Origin of the sequence: Clostridium sp. K04 (assembly GCF_019734375.1) — a bacterium.
GTDB classification, from domain to species: Bacteria; Bacillota; Clostridia; order Clostridiales; family Clostridiaceae; genus Clostridium; species Clostridium saudiense.
Map to the genome: position 1 here is coordinate 1 of NZ_JAASHD010000058.1, position 16,779 is coordinate 16,779.

A 16,779-nucleotide genomic window follows, 5' to 3' on the forward strand; every position below is an offset into this window, starting at 1 on the left:
ATTACATTCAGAAATAAAAGCTCATACTTTACTATAATTTTATAAAATATGAGTTTTTATATCTTTAAAAATATTTAAAATAAAACTCTTTTACTTTATTCTTTTTCATTTTACTAATTGGAATTTCAATGTTATTTTTTAATATTATACTATTCTTCTTTATCTCTTTTGTATATGAAATATTTACTATATAAGATCTATGAGTTCTAATGAATAAATTTCCATCTAATTCTTTTTCTAAATCAGATATTTTCTTTTTAACTATTACTTTACTATCCTTAGTATTAATTTCTATATAATGTTGATAAGATTCACAATATGCTATATCGTCAAATTTTAAATTTATAATATCACCAAATCTCTTAATAGTAATGATATCTTTTTCTTTTTTATATGAACACTTTTTCTTCCATGCTTTATCCAAACAAACTAAAAATTTTTCTTCGTTTACCGGCTTAAGTAAATAATGTATAGCTTCAAAATCATATCCATATGATATATATTGCTCTAATCCACTAATAAAAATAATACTAACATCTTTATTATTTTCTCTTATTATTTTTGCTAGCTCTATTCCATTTATCTTTTTTAATCCTACATCTATTATTATACAGTCATATTCTATAATACTTTCATTCTTAATAATAAATTCTTCAGCTGAAAGAAAAGACCTTATACTAAGTGAAATTTCTTTTTTTTCTGCCCACTTATTTATTAAAAGTTTGTTAATATCAATTTGATATTTATCATCTTCACATATAGCTATTTTAAACATTTTACCCCCATAAAGCATAATTCTTAAATATAGTCTTGTATATTATATCAATTCACATTATATTTTCAATAAAAATTCATTATATTATCTTGCCATTTATGTACATAAATAGTCCTTTTATTAATAAAAGGATAAATTCATGTATTTTTGTGTTACATTATTTGTAAAATGCATTAATTAACTGAATGGAGGTACTAATGATAGATACTAAACGCTTATACACTATAGAAGATTTAGAAACTATTTTAGATTCTTTACCCTGTAGCATTTATATAAAAGATAAAGAAGGAAAATATATTTATACTAATAAATTTGCTGCAGATATTTCCGCATTAGAAAAAGACTCTATTATAGGTAAAACTGATTTTGATTTAAAAGATGGTAGAGAAGCATACAAAAATCTGAGATCTGATAAAAAAACTTTAGAAAATGGAATTCCCTTACTTACAGAGGAATATGGCATAAACAAAACGCAAAATACACCTTTTAGTGTTTATAAAATTCCATTACTTAACTCAAAAAATGTTGTTACTGTTTCAAGACCTCTAGATATAAACAGTACAACAAATATTGACTTCAAAAAAATTACATATAAAAAAACTAACATTGATAACCAAAATAACTACTCAGATTTCATAATTGAAATATTAAATAACTTATGTACTATACTTGCAGCTTCGAATGTAAACATATTCCTATTTAATAGTGATAATTCAGTAATTAACTCATATGCTTCATCCACTATTAACGAAAATATTTTTTATGAAAATATAACTATTAAAGTTGATGAACCTCTATTATCAAAAATTGATAATAAAACGAATTCATTTAAACGCTATAAATATATAAATTCAATTCTTTCTAAATATTATAAAAAAGAATATACTACTAAAAATACCTCATCATTTATAGTTAAAGCATTATGCTTTGCAAATAAGGTAATAGGCATACTGCATATAAATTATGATAATATTACTAAATACCAAATAAACAATGAAGGACTCATTAAAGACATATGTGACAATTTAAGTTCACTTTTAGTAAGCTTTAACGTAACAAACGAGTTTGAAAAGTATGTTTTTAAGAAAAATATGATTAATTCAGTTGAATATTCTCCTTCGATACTTTTAAGTAAAATGAATTACTTTGCTACTCTTTCTCATGAGTTTAAGACTCCAATTAATATTATACTTTCAAGTATTCAATTGCTTCTAAAACTACTATCTGATAACTGTGAAATCGATAACGATACACTTTTAAAATATTTAAATATTTTAAAACAAAACTCTTATAGATTATTAAGACTTGTCAATAACGTACTAGATAGTAGCAAGCTAGAAAATAATTTTACTGATTTAACATTAGTTAATTGCAATATAATAAACATAATCGAAAATATAGTATTATCAACATGCGATTATTTAGAACAAAACAATAAAGAAATAATCTTTGATACTGATGAAGAAGAAGTCTTTCTTTCATGCGATCCTGATAAAATAGAAAAAGTCATACTAAATCTAATTTCGAATTCTTTAAAATTTACAGATAGTAATGGAAAAATCAAAGTTAAAATTTTTACAGATTATGAATCAAAAAAACTTTTTGTTCATGTTCAAAATAATGGCCCTGAAATTTCTGTATCAGATTCTAAGAAAATCTTTAGCAGATTTATTCAAAGTGATGAGTTGTTTACAAAAAAAAATCAAGGAACTGGAATTGGATTATTCTTGTGTAAATCCTTTATAGAATTGCATGGTGGTGAAATATGGGCCAACCCTAACTTTAAAAATGGTGCAGAATTCATTTTTTATTTACCAATAAAATTAACTAATAGCGAAAAATTTGATACTTTAAATCAAAGTACACCTTCATCAAAAATTGAAAAATGTAATATAGAATTTTCAGATATATATTCAATATAATATTGTCTAATTAAATTATATTTATATCTAAAAACGGTATCTTTATTTTTAATAAAGATACCGTAAAATATAATTACTTATTAAATTTTTCTTTATATTCCATTATGCATTTTTTGCAAATACACGCCTTTCCCCTTAACTCTGCTGGTATTTGTTCTCTTAACTCTTTAGGAACTTTAATTTTTTCACACCAGCATCCTTCATGAGTTAATCCATTTTCATATCCACAATTATTGGGATTTCCACAAATAGGGCAAATACTTTTATCAACTTTCATTATCTTCATCTTCCTTTTTATTTCTACTAATATAATTTAATAATAAACATATTAATTATTAAATATACTTAATAATTAATTATTATATGCATATTAATATATAAATAAAGCCTCTTCTCAACAGCAAACAAAAACATTTACTGAATGCACATATAAATTTTATGGTACATTTATCAATATACTTTTATTTTTTAACAAAGTTATAGACTTTTTACGTGATTCTATTAATACTATAACACCTAAGATTATAAATGTTATTAATTCAGCTAAAGGCAATGATAAAAATACCCCGGTAGTTCCTATAAAAGGAGGCAACACTACTGTAAATATAAATTGAAATACAAACCCTCTTCCTATAGATATTATATTTGCATAAATATTTTTACCAATGGCCTGATAATATCCACTCATAGTAAATATTATTCCTATAATAGGACTCCCAATACAATAAATTAACATTACCACCTTGCTCAAATCTCTTAAATATAAATTCTTGATCATCCTTAGATATTCCAAGACCATTATCTTCAATAGAAATACTTACAGTATTATCTTGCTCTTTAATTAAAACTTTAATTTTCCCATCTTTTTCTGTAAACTTAACTGCATTTCCAATAAGGTTACCAACACATCTCTCTATTTCCTTTGAATCACAACATATTGGTAATTCTTCAATTTCTGGATCAATTATTAATTCAATTCCCTTATTGTTAATATACTCACTCATATTTAATGCAGTTTCTTCTACTAAATATACTATATCAATATTTTCTTGTTTACTTATTTTATAAGCACCAGATTCTATCTTAGAACTATCTATAATATCATTTATTATACTTAATAAACTATTAGAGCTTTTCTTTATTACATCTATATAGTACAAAGCTTTCTCCCTAGTTATATTTCCCTTCTCCTCTAAGGAATTTAATAATTGAAGCACAGATAAAATTATATTTAATGGTGTTCTTAATTCATGTGATAAATTAACAAAGTAATCATTTTTAAATTTTTCATTTCTAATATTTCTTTCATAAAGCCTTTTATTTTCCTCAAGCTGACGATTTATTTCTTTTGTTTGATTATCTATTAATCTTTTCATAAATTTAACTCTATATAATATACAAATAGTTATTATTAATGCCAAACTGATATATATACAATATGCAATACTTGATCTCCAGAATGGCTTTTTTATAATAAATGGTATAGTAGATTCCTCTGTAAAACTTCCATCACTATTAACAGCCTTTACTCTAAATGTATACTTACCTGGCTTTAACATGGTATAAATTGTATACCCCTCTGTAGAACCAACATTCCACTCTTCATTTACTCCATCCATCTTGTATAAATAAGTTATTACACCTATCTTTGTATAATCAGGAAGAAAATATGAAATAGATATATTATTTTCGTTATAATTAAGTTCCATTTCTTCTCCATCATTAATAACTAACTTTTTATTTATCCATAATGAATCTAAAACTACTTTATCTTCTTTAACCGATATTTCCTCTATATTGTCAGGATTAAATGAAACTACTCCTTTAGTTGTCCCAAATAATAGTTGTCCACTTTTTGTCTTATATGCAGCTCTTTTATTAAATTGATTTCCACATAATCCATCTACTTCAGTAAATCTTACAAATCTATTCTCATTAATAATAAATTTACTTAATCCATCACTTGTTCCAATCCATATATTCTCACTATTATCTATAATTATACTATTTATATAATCATTAGCTAATCCATCTTGCTCATAATAATTAATAAAGCTTTCTTCTTTAATATTAAACTTAGTTAATATTATTATATTATTGTTCCTTCCTTCTAATATACACTTAATTTTATTACTTAATAAAGAATAAATGTCATTTTCATCAAAAACAAATCTCACCATATCATTTTCAGATATATCAAACTTAATTAATCCATTTTCATCAGTTCCTATCCATAAATCGTTATTATCATCTTCCCAAAATGTTGTTATACTACTTTCATATATTCCATATTTATTTAATATATTATTTATTGTATTACTAAATTGCTGCTCTATATTTAATATACTAATTCCCTTATTAGTACCTACCCATAGCACTCCACTTCTATCTTCATATAAACATGTTATTGAATTACTCAACAAATAATTAGGTGCCGCATTATATATCTTTATTTTATTACTACTTATAATATATCTTATTAACCCATTTCCTTCTGAAAGCCACATATCTCCATTGCTTTTATGTAATAATTGGGTTACATTATTATATGATTCTGTTTCTATTCTAATATCAACGTTAAAACTTCCTGTTTCATAATCTATATTTATTACTTTAAATATACCACTTTTAGCTTATATCCATATTTCTCCTTTACAATTTTTATCTATTTCATATACATATTCTAATTTATCATTTTCATTTTTGCTATTATATATAGAATTTGTATTTAAATTCATAACAGCTATTCCATCTATAGTCGATATCCACAAGTATCCAAAATCATCCTCTTGTAAGTCAGTTATGTAATTATTAGTTATGCTACTATTGCTACCATCTGAATAATACTTTATAAATCTATTATTAACCTCATCATATTTATTTAATCCATATTTAGTTCCAATCCACATGGTATCATTACTATCCCTATATATCGTTGTTATATCCCCATTAGATAATTCAGAGTCCTTACCTTCTTCCGCTCCTATTCTTATTATCTTATCTCTATCTCTGTTGATAATATTTAATCCATAATCTGTCCCAACCCATATATTCTTATGTCTATCTTCATTTATACTTGTAATATGTGGTGATGCAATACTGTTTTCAGTATTATTTTCATAAGAATATTTCACTACCATATTACCATTATATTGATTTAATCCATCCTCTGTACCTATCCAAATATAGCCTATAGAATCTTGATAAATATCTGTTATAAGATTACTTGATAATCCATCACTTACAGTTAAATTTTTGAAATTTATTTTATTTTCCTGTACAGTTGATTCATTACAAAGTTCTATTTTATCAGCATAAACTACATTGTATTTAATTAATAAATTAAAAAATACCATAATAAATAATATTATTTTTTTTATGTTTCTTTTCATTTATATCAGTCTCAACTTTTACCATCACTTTCTACTGAATACCATTACATTTTCATAATTATTCCAATAATTATAATGATAATAAAAAAATAAGACATTTAATGTCTTATTTTTCATATTTTTATACTATTTTGATATTTTTTTTATTTATTCTATAATCAATTATGTTAGCTTTACATTTTTTATTTATAACTACAACATTATATATGTCTTTTATTAAAAGTAATTTATATTCTTCATTATATCCATATAAACATAGTCCTTCTTTTCTTAAAACATAAGAAATTGGAAGTAAAGTTATTTTACCTTTTTTACTATCTATCTCTATATAATTCTTATTTTCTAAAGCTTTATCAATTTCCTTACATATATTACTTTCAGCATCAAACTTTTCATCATATAAATCTACTATAAAATGCTCCTTTAATTTTTCTAGAGCTTTTGTCGAGTTACCCTTATCTAAAATTTTAAACCTATCAATTAAATTTGCCTCTTCTATATCCTTACTTATATTTTCAGAAATATATATTGAAAACATTAGCTTTTCATAATCATTATTTCTTAATATTTGTCTGTTTATTACATAATCTCCGTCTATAATAACTCCGCCATTTTTCCCCCTATATATTATTATAGGAATACCTAATACTGATAATTTATCTAAATCTCTTTGAATCGTTCTAGGTGATACATTGTAAACTGTAGCAAGTTCCTTAATTGTAACTTTAGAACTACTTCTTAATAAATAAAATAAAATTTCCAATAATCTCATAATTATTGCTATTCAATTTCTTATTTATTATTTTTTAGCCACATAATAGAACAATATGTATGCATAGCGGCTCCAGTAACTAATATATCTTCGTTAAATACAACTTTTTCATTATGCATTGGTTCACCATATAATGGATTTTCTTGCTTAGTACCAGCACCTAACATAAGATAAACACTTGGTACTTCATATGAATAAGATGCAAAATCTTCTGATCCCATTCCTCCACCTTCAAATAAGCACACAGCCTTTTCACCAACTAAGTCTTTTACATAAGAAGTAACTTCCTTAGCTAGTTCAGTATCATTTGTTAATGGTGGTACTGATGATAATTCTATTAATTTAGCTTCTCCTCTAAACATCTTAGCTGTAGATTCCACTATATCCTTCATTCTATCAAATATAAATTCTCCAACTTCTTTATCTAAAGCTCTTATTGTACCTTCCATAACAACTTCTCCAGGTATTATATTAGGTGCTTCTCCCCCTACAAATTTTCCTATTGTTACAACTGCTGGTTTTGTAGCTGATATTTCTCTTGCAATAATTTCTTGTAAAGATATATATATGTGTGCTGCTATATTTATTGGATCTACCCCAAGTTCTGGCATAGCTCCATGGCATCCTGTTCCATTTACAACTATTCTGAATCTATTACATCCAGCTATACTAGTTCCTAAACCACATAATACAACATTAGATGGTGTAGAAGAATGTACGTGCATTGCCATAGCTGCATCAACCTTAGGGTTTTCAAGTACGCCTGCCGCTAACATCTTTTTAGCTCCAGTAAATCCTTCTTCATCTGGTTGGAATACTAGTTTAATAGTTCCTTCTATCTCATCTTGATTTTGTCTAAGTAATTTTGCTGCACCTAAAAGCATTGCTGTATGCATATCGTGTCCACAAGAATGCATACATCCATTATTTGATTTAAAATCACATTCAGTAGCTTCTGCCATTGGTAGCGCATCCATATCTGCTCTTAGTAAAAATGTTTTACCTGGCTTATTTCCTTTAATTGTAGCAACTATACCACTTTCACATATCTCTTCTGGCTCATAACCAAACTCCTTTAACTTATCCATTACATAAGCTTTAGTTTTAGGCAATTTATCCCCAACCTCTGGATTTTTATGGATGGTTCTTCTAAATTCTACGATATCATCCTTTATTAAATTTGCTTGTTCCATAAATTTATTCATGTCTACACTTCCTTATAAATTAAAATCTTTTTATGCATTAATTCATTTTCACTATATATAATATTCCTTAAATACGACATTTGTAGTCGTATTTTTTTATTAAAAAAAATTTTACATATAAATTATTTTTTATAGTACTTTTAATATACTGTACAACATAAGTTTACTCCATCTTATCTATTTTTAAATATATTATTTCAAACTTATTCATCAAATACTCTATCTTTAAAATAATACTTTATGTCATTATTAGTAATTTCTTTTATCACTTTACAAAAAATCCCCTATAATATTTATATTACTTATGAAATTTCCTACAAAAATATCTTAATAATAAAAAATATAAATAGATAGTAATACTCTAATATAATATCAATTAATAAGCTTTGTAACTTCAATATTGTATCGTTACAAAGCTTTTAAAATTGATTTTCCTATACTCTTCTTTTATAATTATTACTTAAAGGATGTGAAAAAAATGAGGGGATTTAATCAGAAAAAAATAGCGCTTATAAATGATATAACTGGCTTTGGTAGATGCTCTATAGCAGTTTCTTTACCTATTATCTCAGCACTTAAAGTTCAATGTTGTTTTATACCAACAGCAATCCTATCTAATCATACTGGATTCAATAATTTTTTCTTTGAAGATTATACTCCTAAAATGAGAGAGTATGTAAATAATTGGGAAACTCTAGGATTAAATTTTGATGGAATTTGTACTGGATTTTTAGGATCAAAAGAGCAAATAAAAATAGTAATAGAATTTTTAGAAAAATTTAAAACAAAAGATAATATAGTTTTAATCGATCCCGTTATGGGTGATTATGGAAAACTTTATTCCACTTATACAGATGAAATGTGCAAAGAGATGCAAAACTTAATAAAATATGCAGATGTTTTAACACCTAATCTTACTGAGCTTTGTAGATTATTAGACTTACCTTATCCCAATGAAACTCCAACTCATGAAGAATTATATTCTTTATGTGAAAGATTATCACTTGAAGGTCCAAGCAAAATAGTAATTACAGGTTTACAAAGACAAGGAGCAATAGAAAACTTTATATTTGAAACTGATAAACCTTTTAAAATTATAAAGGTTGAAAAAATAGGTGGCGATCGTTCAGGCACCGGTGATGTTTTTTCCTCTATTGTATCAGCTAGTATTGTTAAAGGAGAAGATTTTGTGTCTTCGGTTGAAAAGGCTACGAGCTTTATTAGTAAATCATTAAAGTTTACTACTGATTTAAACTTACCTGGAAGCTATGGTGTTTGTTTTGAAGAATTTTTAACTGAATTAAAATAATATAAAAGGATGTGTTTAAATGGTTATTTTATATACTAGTGATAAGGGTAATTTTATAAGCTTAAAAAATATAACTATTGATGAAATGGAAGCAAGGGGAATAAAGAAAAATATTTATGTGAATTTAACTAATCGTTGTCCCTGTGCCTGTACATTTTGTTTAAGAACGACAAAAAAAATGGCTGAAACTAATAGCTTATGGCTTCAAAAGGAACCAACAATTGAAGAAGTAATTGCTGAGTTTGAATCTATAGATATTAGCCTTTATGATGAAATTATCTTCTGTGGTTTTGGAGAACCAACAGAAAGATTAGATGCAATAATTGAAATTTCAAAATATATAAAGAAAAGAAATTCAAATATGCCAACAAGGATAAATACTAACGGATTGGGCGACTTAATTAACAAAAAAGAAATTGCACCTTTATTAAAAGATTTAATTGATACAGTTTCAATTAGTCTTAATGCTCCAACTGCTGAAGAATTTTATGAAATAACTAAGAATAAATTTGGAATTGAATCTTACGAAGCTATGAAAAAATTTGCAGTATCATGCAAATCTTATATTCCAAACGTTGTATTTACTGTAGTTGATTGTATTGGTGAAGATGATATTAAGACTAGCCAAAAAGTATGTGATGATTTAGGTATAAAATTAAGAGTTAGACCTTTTGAATAAAATATTGTAAGTAATAGGATAAAAGAACTTTATCTCATTACTTTTATTTATCAAGGATTCACTTTTTTAACTTTATATATGTAATATTAAATAAGGTACATTCAAAGCAGAATGCACCTTATTTATAATTTTCTATATAATTTGTTCCTTATTTTTATAAGTTATAATTTCCTCTTTCTTTGTAAGTTCCTTTGGTATCGCAAAAGCACAAGTTAATAAAAATGCCACTGCTATGCAGCCTAATGATATTAATGTATAAAATAGTAATTGTTTTCCTTCATAAATATACATTAAATATGATGGTACAACTGCTAATCCATAAGAATTAGATTTAATATTAAATATTGATAAAAGTGCTGCACCCACACCTGAAGTTATTAATGTTACATATAAAGGTTTAAATTTATATCTAATTAATAAACCAAATAATACTGGCTCACTTATACCAAATAACTGAGAAAGCATAGCACCTATACTTGTAGCTTTAATCTTTTCATTTTTACTTCTTAAAGCAAATCCTAAACATACGCCAACATTTGCAAATCCATACATTGCACATAGTGTAATAAGCGGATTAAATCCAGTATTGGCAAGTAATGACGTTTCTATCATTACAAAAGTATGATGTAATCCTGTTAAAACTGATAATGGGTAAATAACACCAATAGCAAATCCCCCTATACCAAAAGGTAATTTAATTAAGTTCTCTATCATTCCAACCATACCAAGTTCAATATTATGCATTATTGGTCCTATACCAAGGAAAACAACTACTAACATAACTAACATAACGATAAATGGAGTAAATATTAAATCTAAAACATTAGGCATTGCTTTTCTTAATTTCTTTTCAAGAGTAGCACCTAAAAATCCAGTAATGATTGCTGTAATAACACTACCTTGACATCCTACTATAGGAATACCAAATAATCTTAACGCTTCAATACCACTACTAGGATCTGCAACTGAATAAGCATTAGGTAATATTGGTGATACAAGCATTAAACCGATTACTATACCGATTACAGGAGTTCCGCCAAAAACTCTAAATGCTGACCAACAAATTATAGCGGGTAAGAAAGCAAATGCTGTATCAGTAAGTACTGAAACTAAAGCTTGAAGTGACTCAGGTATTCCGGCACTTGATGCTCCAAATAAAGCAAGTATCGAATCATTAAACACAACACCTTTAAGTCCTAAGAAAAGTCCCGTTGCTGCTATAATTGGAATTATAGGTACAAATATATCAGCCAATATTCTCATTAATCTTTTTAAACCCTTTTCATTGTCCTTAACAACTGCATCTTGTTCTTGCTTACTCATAGTTTTTAAACCCAATTTTTGAATTTCTGCATAAACCTTATTAACTATTCCAGTGCCTAAAATAATTTGATATTGTCCTGAAGTATAAAAAACACCTTTTACTTCATCTATTTTCTCTACTTCTTCATCATTAATTAAATCATGATCCTTTACGATTAAACGTAATCTTGTAGCACAGTGGGTAACGGAAAGAATATTATCTTTCCCCACTACCTTTATAACCTCTTCAGCAATATTTAAATATTTATTACTCATTATTACACCTCTTCCCATTTTATTAAATAGTAATTAGTAAAGCTTGATTTGGTTTTAAAATTATACCATCCTCACTAATATCTACTTCTTTAAGATTATTAAAAATAACTTTTTTAGATTTTATATTTAAAGGTTCAAAAACTTTATTTTGACTAAAATTAAAATAACAATATATAGTTTCATTTCCATCTTTTCTAGTATATGCAATTACCTCATCATTTTCTGTATCTATTGCGGTAATATTCCCATAAATTAGACACTCTGAATAAATACTATTTTGTCTAAAATCTATCATCTTTTTATAGAATTCATATATACTATCGTCTTGTCCAACTTGAGCCTCTGCATTTATCTCTTTATAATTTTCTATCATTCCAAGCCATGGCTTTACTTTTGAAAATCCACCATACTCTGAGGAGTTCCAAGGAAATGGAGTTCTAGAATTATCGCGACTTCTTAGATTTATAACTTTTAAAGCCTCCTCTTCACTAAGTCCTTCTTGAATTGATCTATAATATTGATCAATACTTGAAATATCATTAAATTCATCTATTGATTTTCTTTCAAAGTTTGTCATTCCAAGCTCTTGACCTTGATATATAAATGGAGTTCCTCTTAATAAGAAATACATAGCTCCAAGCATTTTAATGGCCTCTTTATTATTTTGTTGTTCTAATAAATATTTTGTTGTTGATCTTGGTTGATCATGGTTTTCAATAAAGTTTGCGCTCCATCCATATTCTTGAATAGCCATTTGACTTGCCATTATTCTTTCTCTTAAATCCTTAACCGTCCATGGTACTCTTTTAAACCACTCACTACCAGATGCAATATCTAAATCAGCATATTTAAAATCAAATATCATTGAAAAATAACCATCTTCTCCAATAAAATCATCAAGCTCATCATAACCTACCCCTGGCGCTTCAGCTACTGTAACACAATTATGCTTATTAAAAGTTTCTCTTTTAAGCTCATGTAAAAACTTTTCTATACCTGGTTGATTTCTAGATGTTTTTGTACATTTAACTAATCCATCAACTCCATCAGCTTCTAAACTTTTATATGTTAAATCCTTTTTTATAAATGTAATTGCATCTATTCTAAACCCAGCAATCCCCTTTTCTAACCAATAATTAACCATATCATATAAACTTTTACGAACTTCTTCATTTTCCCAGTTTAAATCAGGTTGTTTCTTACCAAACGCATGGAAGTAATATTCATTTCTTCCGTTAACCTTTTCCCAAACACTCCCCCCAAATACTGATCTCCAGTTATTTGGCACTTCTTCTCCCTCTTTAAATATATAGTAGTCATGGTACTTACTTTCCGGATTCCTAATAGCCTCTTCAAACCACTTATGCTCATCTGATGTATGATTTATAACTAAATCAAGAATTATTTTTATTCCCTTTTCACTAGCTTTCTCAATAAGCTCATCTAAATCTTCCATTATCCCAAATTCAGGTGCTAAATCAAAATAATCACTTATATCATACCCGTTATCATCCATAGGTGATTTATATATTGGACAAATCCAAAGCATTGTTACTCCTAAATCACTTAAGTAACCTAACTTTTCCGTTATTCCTTTTATATCACCAATTCCATCTCCATTGCTATCATTAAAGCTTTTTGGATATATTTGATAAACAATTTCTTTTTGCCACCATTGTCTATTCACAACTACACTCCTTTATATAATATTTCTTCTCTTTAATTCTAAATAAATTCCATCTTTCATTGGCTCTTCACAAATTGAAGTAACATACTGAAATATTTCCTCATTTCCACCCTTAACTCCAATAGCTGTACCCACTGTCTTTAGCATATCTATATCATTTCTTCCATCTCCAAAAGCTATAGTTTTTTCTATAGGAATATCTAAATGATTACACAAATCTAGTATAGCTTCCCCCTTATTACAATCACTTTGAATTATTTCATAGTAATTACGAAAGTCAAATCTAAAACTTTGAGCTAACTGTATTTCATCTCCTGAAAAAATGTTCTTTATTTCTTCAAATATCTCTTCACTTGCCCACAAGCAAATCTTATTAACCCTGTGAAGTTTTTCATTGAATCTGTGTATATTTTCTTCATAAACTATCTTTTGATGTTCTTCAATAAATTGCATTTGTTTATCTGTTAATGATTTAAACTTTTCCTCATTAAGAGAAGTTAGTATCTTTACTGCTTCTTTATTCATAAAAACGATATCATCTGTTTCAAATGTAAAAGCGATATCATCATTTTTATCTTTCAAATAAATATTTACCGCTCTAACTTTCTCCTCCTTAAAGAAAGATTTTTTAATAAGTTTCTTATGAAACTCAATATGAGATCCTCCACCAGCAATAACTCCATCCACATTTAAAGCTAATACGTCTTCTGTTATTGTTCCAATAGTTCTACCTGTACATAAGCAAATATAATAGTTTTTTTCCTTACATATATTTACCGCAGTCTTAGCAGTCTCAGGTATTCCATAAGCTTCATCTCTTAAAGTACCATCAATATCAAAAAATAGTATTCGATACATATCCTGCTCCTCTCTTTTACTGTCAAAGCTATAGTATCAAATAAAAAAGAAGCAATCAATAATGTTGCCTCTTTTAAAAAATATGTCCATACTCTGCACATTATTTCATTTACTGAAAATATGTACATAAAAATATTACTTATATTTGAGCTAAATATTTTTGATACTTTAAAAATAACAATTCAATTAAAATAAAGTATGGAGTTGATATTTCATAATCTAAAATATATTCCTTTGGTAATGCTATTGAATTTATATAAAGATTTTCTTCACATGAAGCTGCTAAAGTATTATTCATCATCCTTGTTATAGATAAAGTTGGAACTCCTTTTAATCTTAAGTCTTTTGCAACCTTAATTACTCCCTTTGATTCTCCAGAAAGAGAAATAATAATTACAAAGTCATCTTCATTTGCTAATGTTCCAACAGCCTCAACCATATCATATCCATGCATATTAAAAATAGTTTTTTGGGTAGGTAGAAATATTCTCTTAAACTCACTAACAACCCTAGCTTGTGCATATCCACTACCATATACAATAATTCTTTTAGCTTTATACATTTTATTAAATATACTAGTACAATCACGATTTTTAATATCTTCAACCATCTTATGATAACTATCAGTAACAGTGCCTAAAAAGTCTATCCATTCATTACTTTTATCTTCTACTTCAAGGCGCAATCTAGCCTTTAACTCACTAAAGCCAGGTAGAGAAATTTTCTTTGCAAAACGGAATAACGTGGTATTTGATACATTACACCTTGCTGCAAATTCATCTATAGAAAGCTTATAACAAGTGTTTTTATTATTTATTATATATTTGCATATTAACTTATCATTTTCATTTAAATTACTATAATATATATTCATTAATTCTTCTATATTCATCTCTTATTCTCCCTAGTATACTCAAGATAGTTTACAAATAATATATCTAAGAGCACATAAAAAGCTGCTGTCATTTCATAAGATAAATTTTGTAATCCATGTAGCATCTTTGTTGATACATAAAGATTGTCCTTGCATATTCTTGCAATTGTATTATTTTCAAAACGAGTTATTGATAATGTCTTTATTTTCGTACTTTCAATAGCTTTTAATATTTGAATTCCTTCTGCTGTTTCTCCTGAAAGTGATACAATTACAAATAAGTCTTTATCCGCAAATTTATTTTGCATAAACTGTACTTCACCTAAATCAAATAAATCTATAACACATTTTCCTGCTGATAAAAATATTCTTTTAAATTCTTCTGCCTCTGCTTTTTGAGCATTGCCTGTCCCATATATGTAGATAGTTTCTGCATTATATATTAATGAGCACACATTTTTATATTGATGCTCTTTTATTTCATCTATTATTTTATGATATGTTTGACATGCTTCTTCTATATCTAAATTTGTATTTTCATATACTTCAGAATCCGATAATTTCAATACATATTTTAATTCTGCAAATGAATTCAAATCTAACTTCCGACAAAATCTAAGTAATGTTGTCCTTGAAACATGACATTTATCTGCGATTTGCTCACAAGTCATTTCCTTGCATTCTTGCTGATTTTTTATTATATAATTAAATATTTGATGATCATTTTGAGTTAGCTTATCATAGTTCTTATTTATTAATTCATCTATTTTCATAACTTACCTCTATGTTATTACTGTAGTAATTTTCTTATATAATTATATATTTATTTATAATATTACTACAACTTACAATTATACATTTTATAAGTAATTATAATCACATAAGCCCTAAAAAAGATACCCTACTTCTTAATTTATACTAAAAATAAATTTTGAATATTTCTCAAATATTATAGTCTATAAACTTCTATTTTCCTATTATAGGTAATATATTATTAATTAGTAAAACAATATTAATTGATAAGAAGGTGTTACCATAATGTTTTATTATAATCAAACTGTAAATGATAATGAAAAATACAAAGAAGAATCAAAAAATTTTTCTAGTATACTTACAGAAAAATCATTAAAATCCAGAACTCTTTTTATTTCTGGTGAAATTAATCAAGAATTAGCTGAGAAGGTATGTACTAAACTATTAATTCTTGAAGAATTAAGCGATGAACCAATTAAAATATTTATAAATAGTCAGGGTGGACATGTTGAATCTGCTGATACAATACATGACGTCATTAAATTTATTAAGCCAAAGGTTATTATGATTGGTACAGGCTGGGTAGCTAGCGCGGGAATAACTATATATCTTGCCGCTGAAAAAGAAAATAGATATTCATTACCTAATACAAGATATATGATACATCAACCATTAGGTGGATTTAACGGTCCTGCTACTGATATTGGAATTGAAGCAAAAGAAATACTTAGAGTCCGCACTAGAATTAATAATTTAATTAGTGAAGCAACTAATCAACCTATAGAAAAGATTAATAAAGATACTGACAGAAACTATTGGTTAACTTCTACCGAAGCATTAGAATATGGATTAGTTAATAAAATTATTTCAAAGCATTCTGATCTTTGTGATTAAATATAAATGGAGCTGTCGCAATAGCGGGTAAAAAAATCCGCTAGCGATAGCTCTTTTTCTATATTTTCAAAAAAATAATTG

The 16,779-nt window shown here is 26.6% G+C and carries 16 protein-coding genes; 4 read left to right on the forward strand and 12 right to left on the reverse strand.

Translation table 11 applies throughout. The annotated features are described in order from the left end of the window. Positions 1-64: 64 nt before the first annotated feature. Positions 65-775 (reverse strand): LytTR family DNA-binding domain-containing protein, encoded by a 711-nt coding sequence (locus HCG70_RS16265; RefSeq protein ID WP_042400480.1) that lies wholly within the window; start codon positions 773-775, stop codon positions 65-67. Between the two features lie 197 nt (positions 776-972). Here HCG70_RS16265 and HCG70_RS16270 point away from each other — a divergent pair, with 197 nt between their 5' ends. After that, positions 973-2,697, forward strand: a complete 1,725-nt coding sequence (locus HCG70_RS16270; RefSeq protein WP_221698011.1) for a PAS domain-containing sensor histidine kinase — start codon at positions 973-975, stop codon at positions 2,695-2,697. A 73-nt stretch (positions 2,698-2,770) separates the two neighbouring features. Here HCG70_RS16270 and HCG70_RS16275 read toward each other — a convergent pair whose 3' ends face one another. From HCG70_RS16275 to HCG70_RS16300, 6 genes are all read right to left on the reverse strand, one after another. Beyond that, on the reverse strand, positions 2,771-2,974 hold the full coding sequence (locus tag HCG70_RS16275) for a cysteine-rich CWC family protein (RefSeq protein ID WP_042400485.1): 204 nt from the start codon (positions 2,972-2,974) through the stop codon (positions 2,771-2,773). 159 nt (positions 2,975-3,133) lie between these two features. Continuing rightward, positions 3,134-3,385: a hypothetical protein gene (locus HCG70_RS16280; RefSeq protein WP_042400487.1), complete on the reverse strand. Its 252-nt coding sequence runs from the start codon at positions 3,383-3,385 to the stop codon at positions 3,134-3,136. Then, positions 3,357-5,204 carry a two-component regulator propeller domain-containing protein gene (locus HCG70_RS16285; RefSeq protein ID WP_221698012.1) on the reverse strand — a complete coding sequence of 616 codons (1,848 nt, stop codon included), beginning with the start codon at positions 5,202-5,204 and terminating at the stop codon, positions 3,357-3,359. Before HCG70_RS16285 ends, HCG70_RS16280 begins: the two co-directional genes overlap by 29 nt. Before the next feature lie 126 nt (positions 5,205-5,330). Further along, positions 5,331-6,089, reverse strand: a complete 759-nt coding sequence (locus HCG70_RS16290; RefSeq protein ID WP_221698013.1) for a two-component regulator propeller domain-containing protein — start codon at positions 6,087-6,089, stop codon at positions 5,331-5,333. 121 nt (positions 6,090-6,210) lie between these two features. Then, a complete protein-coding gene (locus HCG70_RS16295; protein WP_042400498.1) occupies positions 6,211-6,861 on the reverse strand; it encodes a YafY family protein in 651 nt (216 codons plus the stop codon). 20 nt (positions 6,862-6,881) lie between these two features. Next, positions 6,882-8,066 carry a M20 family metallopeptidase gene (locus HCG70_RS16300; protein WP_042400500.1) on the reverse strand — a complete coding sequence of 395 codons (1,185 nt, stop codon included), beginning with the start codon at positions 8,064-8,066 and terminating at the stop codon, positions 6,882-6,884. 478 nt (positions 8,067-8,544) lie between these two features. On the opposite strand from HCG70_RS16300, the gene HCG70_RS16305 reads away from it, so the two are divergent. After that, positions 8,545-9,375, forward strand: coding sequence for a pyridoxamine kinase (locus tag HCG70_RS16305; RefSeq protein ID WP_055277339.1), 831 nt, complete (start codon positions 8,545-8,547; stop codon positions 9,373-9,375). Positions 9,376-9,394: 19 nt separating this feature from the next. Further along, positions 9,395-10,054 (forward strand): TIGR04100 family radical SAM protein, encoded by a 660-nt coding sequence (locus tag HCG70_RS16310; protein WP_154820502.1) that lies wholly within the window; start codon positions 9,395-9,397, stop codon positions 10,052-10,054. A gap of 132 nt (positions 10,055-10,186) precedes the next feature. Here the strand turns inward: HCG70_RS16310 and HCG70_RS16315 are convergent, their stop codons facing one another. The 5 genes from HCG70_RS16315 to HCG70_RS16335 form a co-directional block, all read right to left on the reverse strand. Further along, positions 10,187-11,632 carry a PTS transporter subunit EIIC gene (locus HCG70_RS16315; RefSeq protein WP_154820503.1) on the reverse strand — a complete coding sequence of 482 codons (1,446 nt, stop codon included), beginning with the start codon at positions 11,630-11,632 and terminating at the stop codon, positions 10,187-10,189. A 22-nt stretch (positions 11,633-11,654) separates the two neighbouring features. After that, on the reverse strand, positions 11,655-13,319 hold the full coding sequence (locus HCG70_RS16320) for an alpha-glucosidase (protein ID WP_154820504.1): 1,665 nt from the start codon (positions 13,317-13,319) through the stop codon (positions 11,655-11,657). A gap of 12 nt (positions 13,320-13,331) precedes the next feature. Then, positions 13,332-14,177 carry a Cof-type HAD-IIB family hydrolase gene (locus HCG70_RS16325; protein ID WP_154820505.1) on the reverse strand — a complete coding sequence of 282 codons (846 nt, stop codon included), beginning with the start codon at positions 14,175-14,177 and terminating at the stop codon, positions 13,332-13,334. Positions 14,178-14,316: 139 nt separating this feature from the next. Continuing rightward, entirely contained in the window at positions 14,317-15,069 is a 753-nt protein-coding gene (locus HCG70_RS16330; protein ID WP_154820506.1) for a MurR/RpiR family transcriptional regulator, read from the reverse strand. Next, a complete protein-coding gene (locus HCG70_RS16335; protein ID WP_154820507.1) occupies positions 15,066-15,824 on the reverse strand; it encodes a MurR/RpiR family transcriptional regulator in 759 nt (252 codons plus the stop codon). Before HCG70_RS16335 ends, HCG70_RS16330 begins: the two co-directional genes overlap by 4 nt. Positions 15,825-16,089: 265 nt before the next feature. Between HCG70_RS16335 and HCG70_RS16340 the strand changes: the two genes are divergently transcribed. After that, complete coding sequence (locus HCG70_RS16340; protein ID WP_221698014.1) at positions 16,090-16,698, forward strand: ATP-dependent Clp protease proteolytic subunit; 609 nt, start codon at positions 16,090-16,092, stop codon at positions 16,696-16,698. Positions 16,699-16,779 lie beyond the last annotated feature (81 nt).

Excerpts from the sequence above, each read along its gene's own strand:
- HCG70_RS16300 (WP_042400500.1), bottom strand. The coding sequence starts at position 8,066 with ATGAATAAATTTATGGAACAAGCAAATTTAATAAAGGATGATATCGTA.
- HCG70_RS16270 (WP_221698011.1), top strand. The coding sequence starts at position 973 with ATGATAGATACTAAACGCTTATACACTATAGAAGATTTAGAAACTATT.
- HCG70_RS16310 (WP_154820502.1), top strand. The coding sequence starts at position 9,395 with ATGGTTATTTTATATACTAGTGATAAGGGTAATTTTATAAGCTTAAAA.
- HCG70_RS16290 (WP_221698013.1), bottom strand. The coding sequence starts at position 6,089 with ATGAAAAGAAACATAAAAAAAATAATATTATTTATTATGGTATTTTTT.
- HCG70_RS16325 (WP_154820505.1), bottom strand. The coding sequence starts at position 14,177 with ATGTATCGAATACTATTTTTTGATATTGATGGTACTTTAAGAGATGAA.
- HCG70_RS16280 (WP_042400487.1), bottom strand. The coding sequence starts at position 3,385 with ATGAGTGGATATTATCAGGCCATTGGTAAAAATATTTATGCAAATATA.
- HCG70_RS16340 (WP_221698014.1), top strand. The coding sequence starts at position 16,090 with ATGTTTTATTATAATCAAACTGTAAATGATAATGAAAAATACAAAGAA.
- HCG70_RS16315 (WP_154820503.1), bottom strand. The coding sequence starts at position 11,632 with ATGAGTAATAAATATTTAAATATTGCTGAAGAGGTTATAAAGGTAGTG.
- HCG70_RS16295 (WP_042400498.1), bottom strand. The coding sequence starts at position 6,861 with ATGAGATTATTGGAAATTTTATTTTATTTATTAAGAAGTAGTTCTAAA.
- HCG70_RS16335 (WP_154820507.1), bottom strand. The coding sequence starts at position 15,824 with ATGAAAATAGATGAATTAATAAATAAGAACTATGATAAGCTAACTCAA.
- HCG70_RS16265 (WP_042400480.1), bottom strand. The coding sequence starts at position 775 with ATGTTTAAAATAGCTATATGTGAAGATGATAAATATCAAATTGATATT.
- HCG70_RS16330 (WP_154820506.1), bottom strand. The coding sequence starts at position 15,069 with ATGAATATAGAAGAATTAATGAATATATATTATAGTAATTTAAATGAA.
- HCG70_RS16285 (WP_221698012.1), bottom strand. The coding sequence starts at position 5,204 with ATGTGGCTTTCAGAAGGAAATGGGTTAATAAGATATATTATAAGTAGT.
- HCG70_RS16275 (WP_042400485.1), bottom strand. The coding sequence starts at position 2,974 with ATGAAAGTTGATAAAAGTATTTGCCCTATTTGTGGAAATCCCAATAAT.
- HCG70_RS16305 (WP_055277339.1), top strand. The coding sequence starts at position 8,545 with ATGAGGGGATTTAATCAGAAAAAAATAGCGCTTATAAATGATATAACT.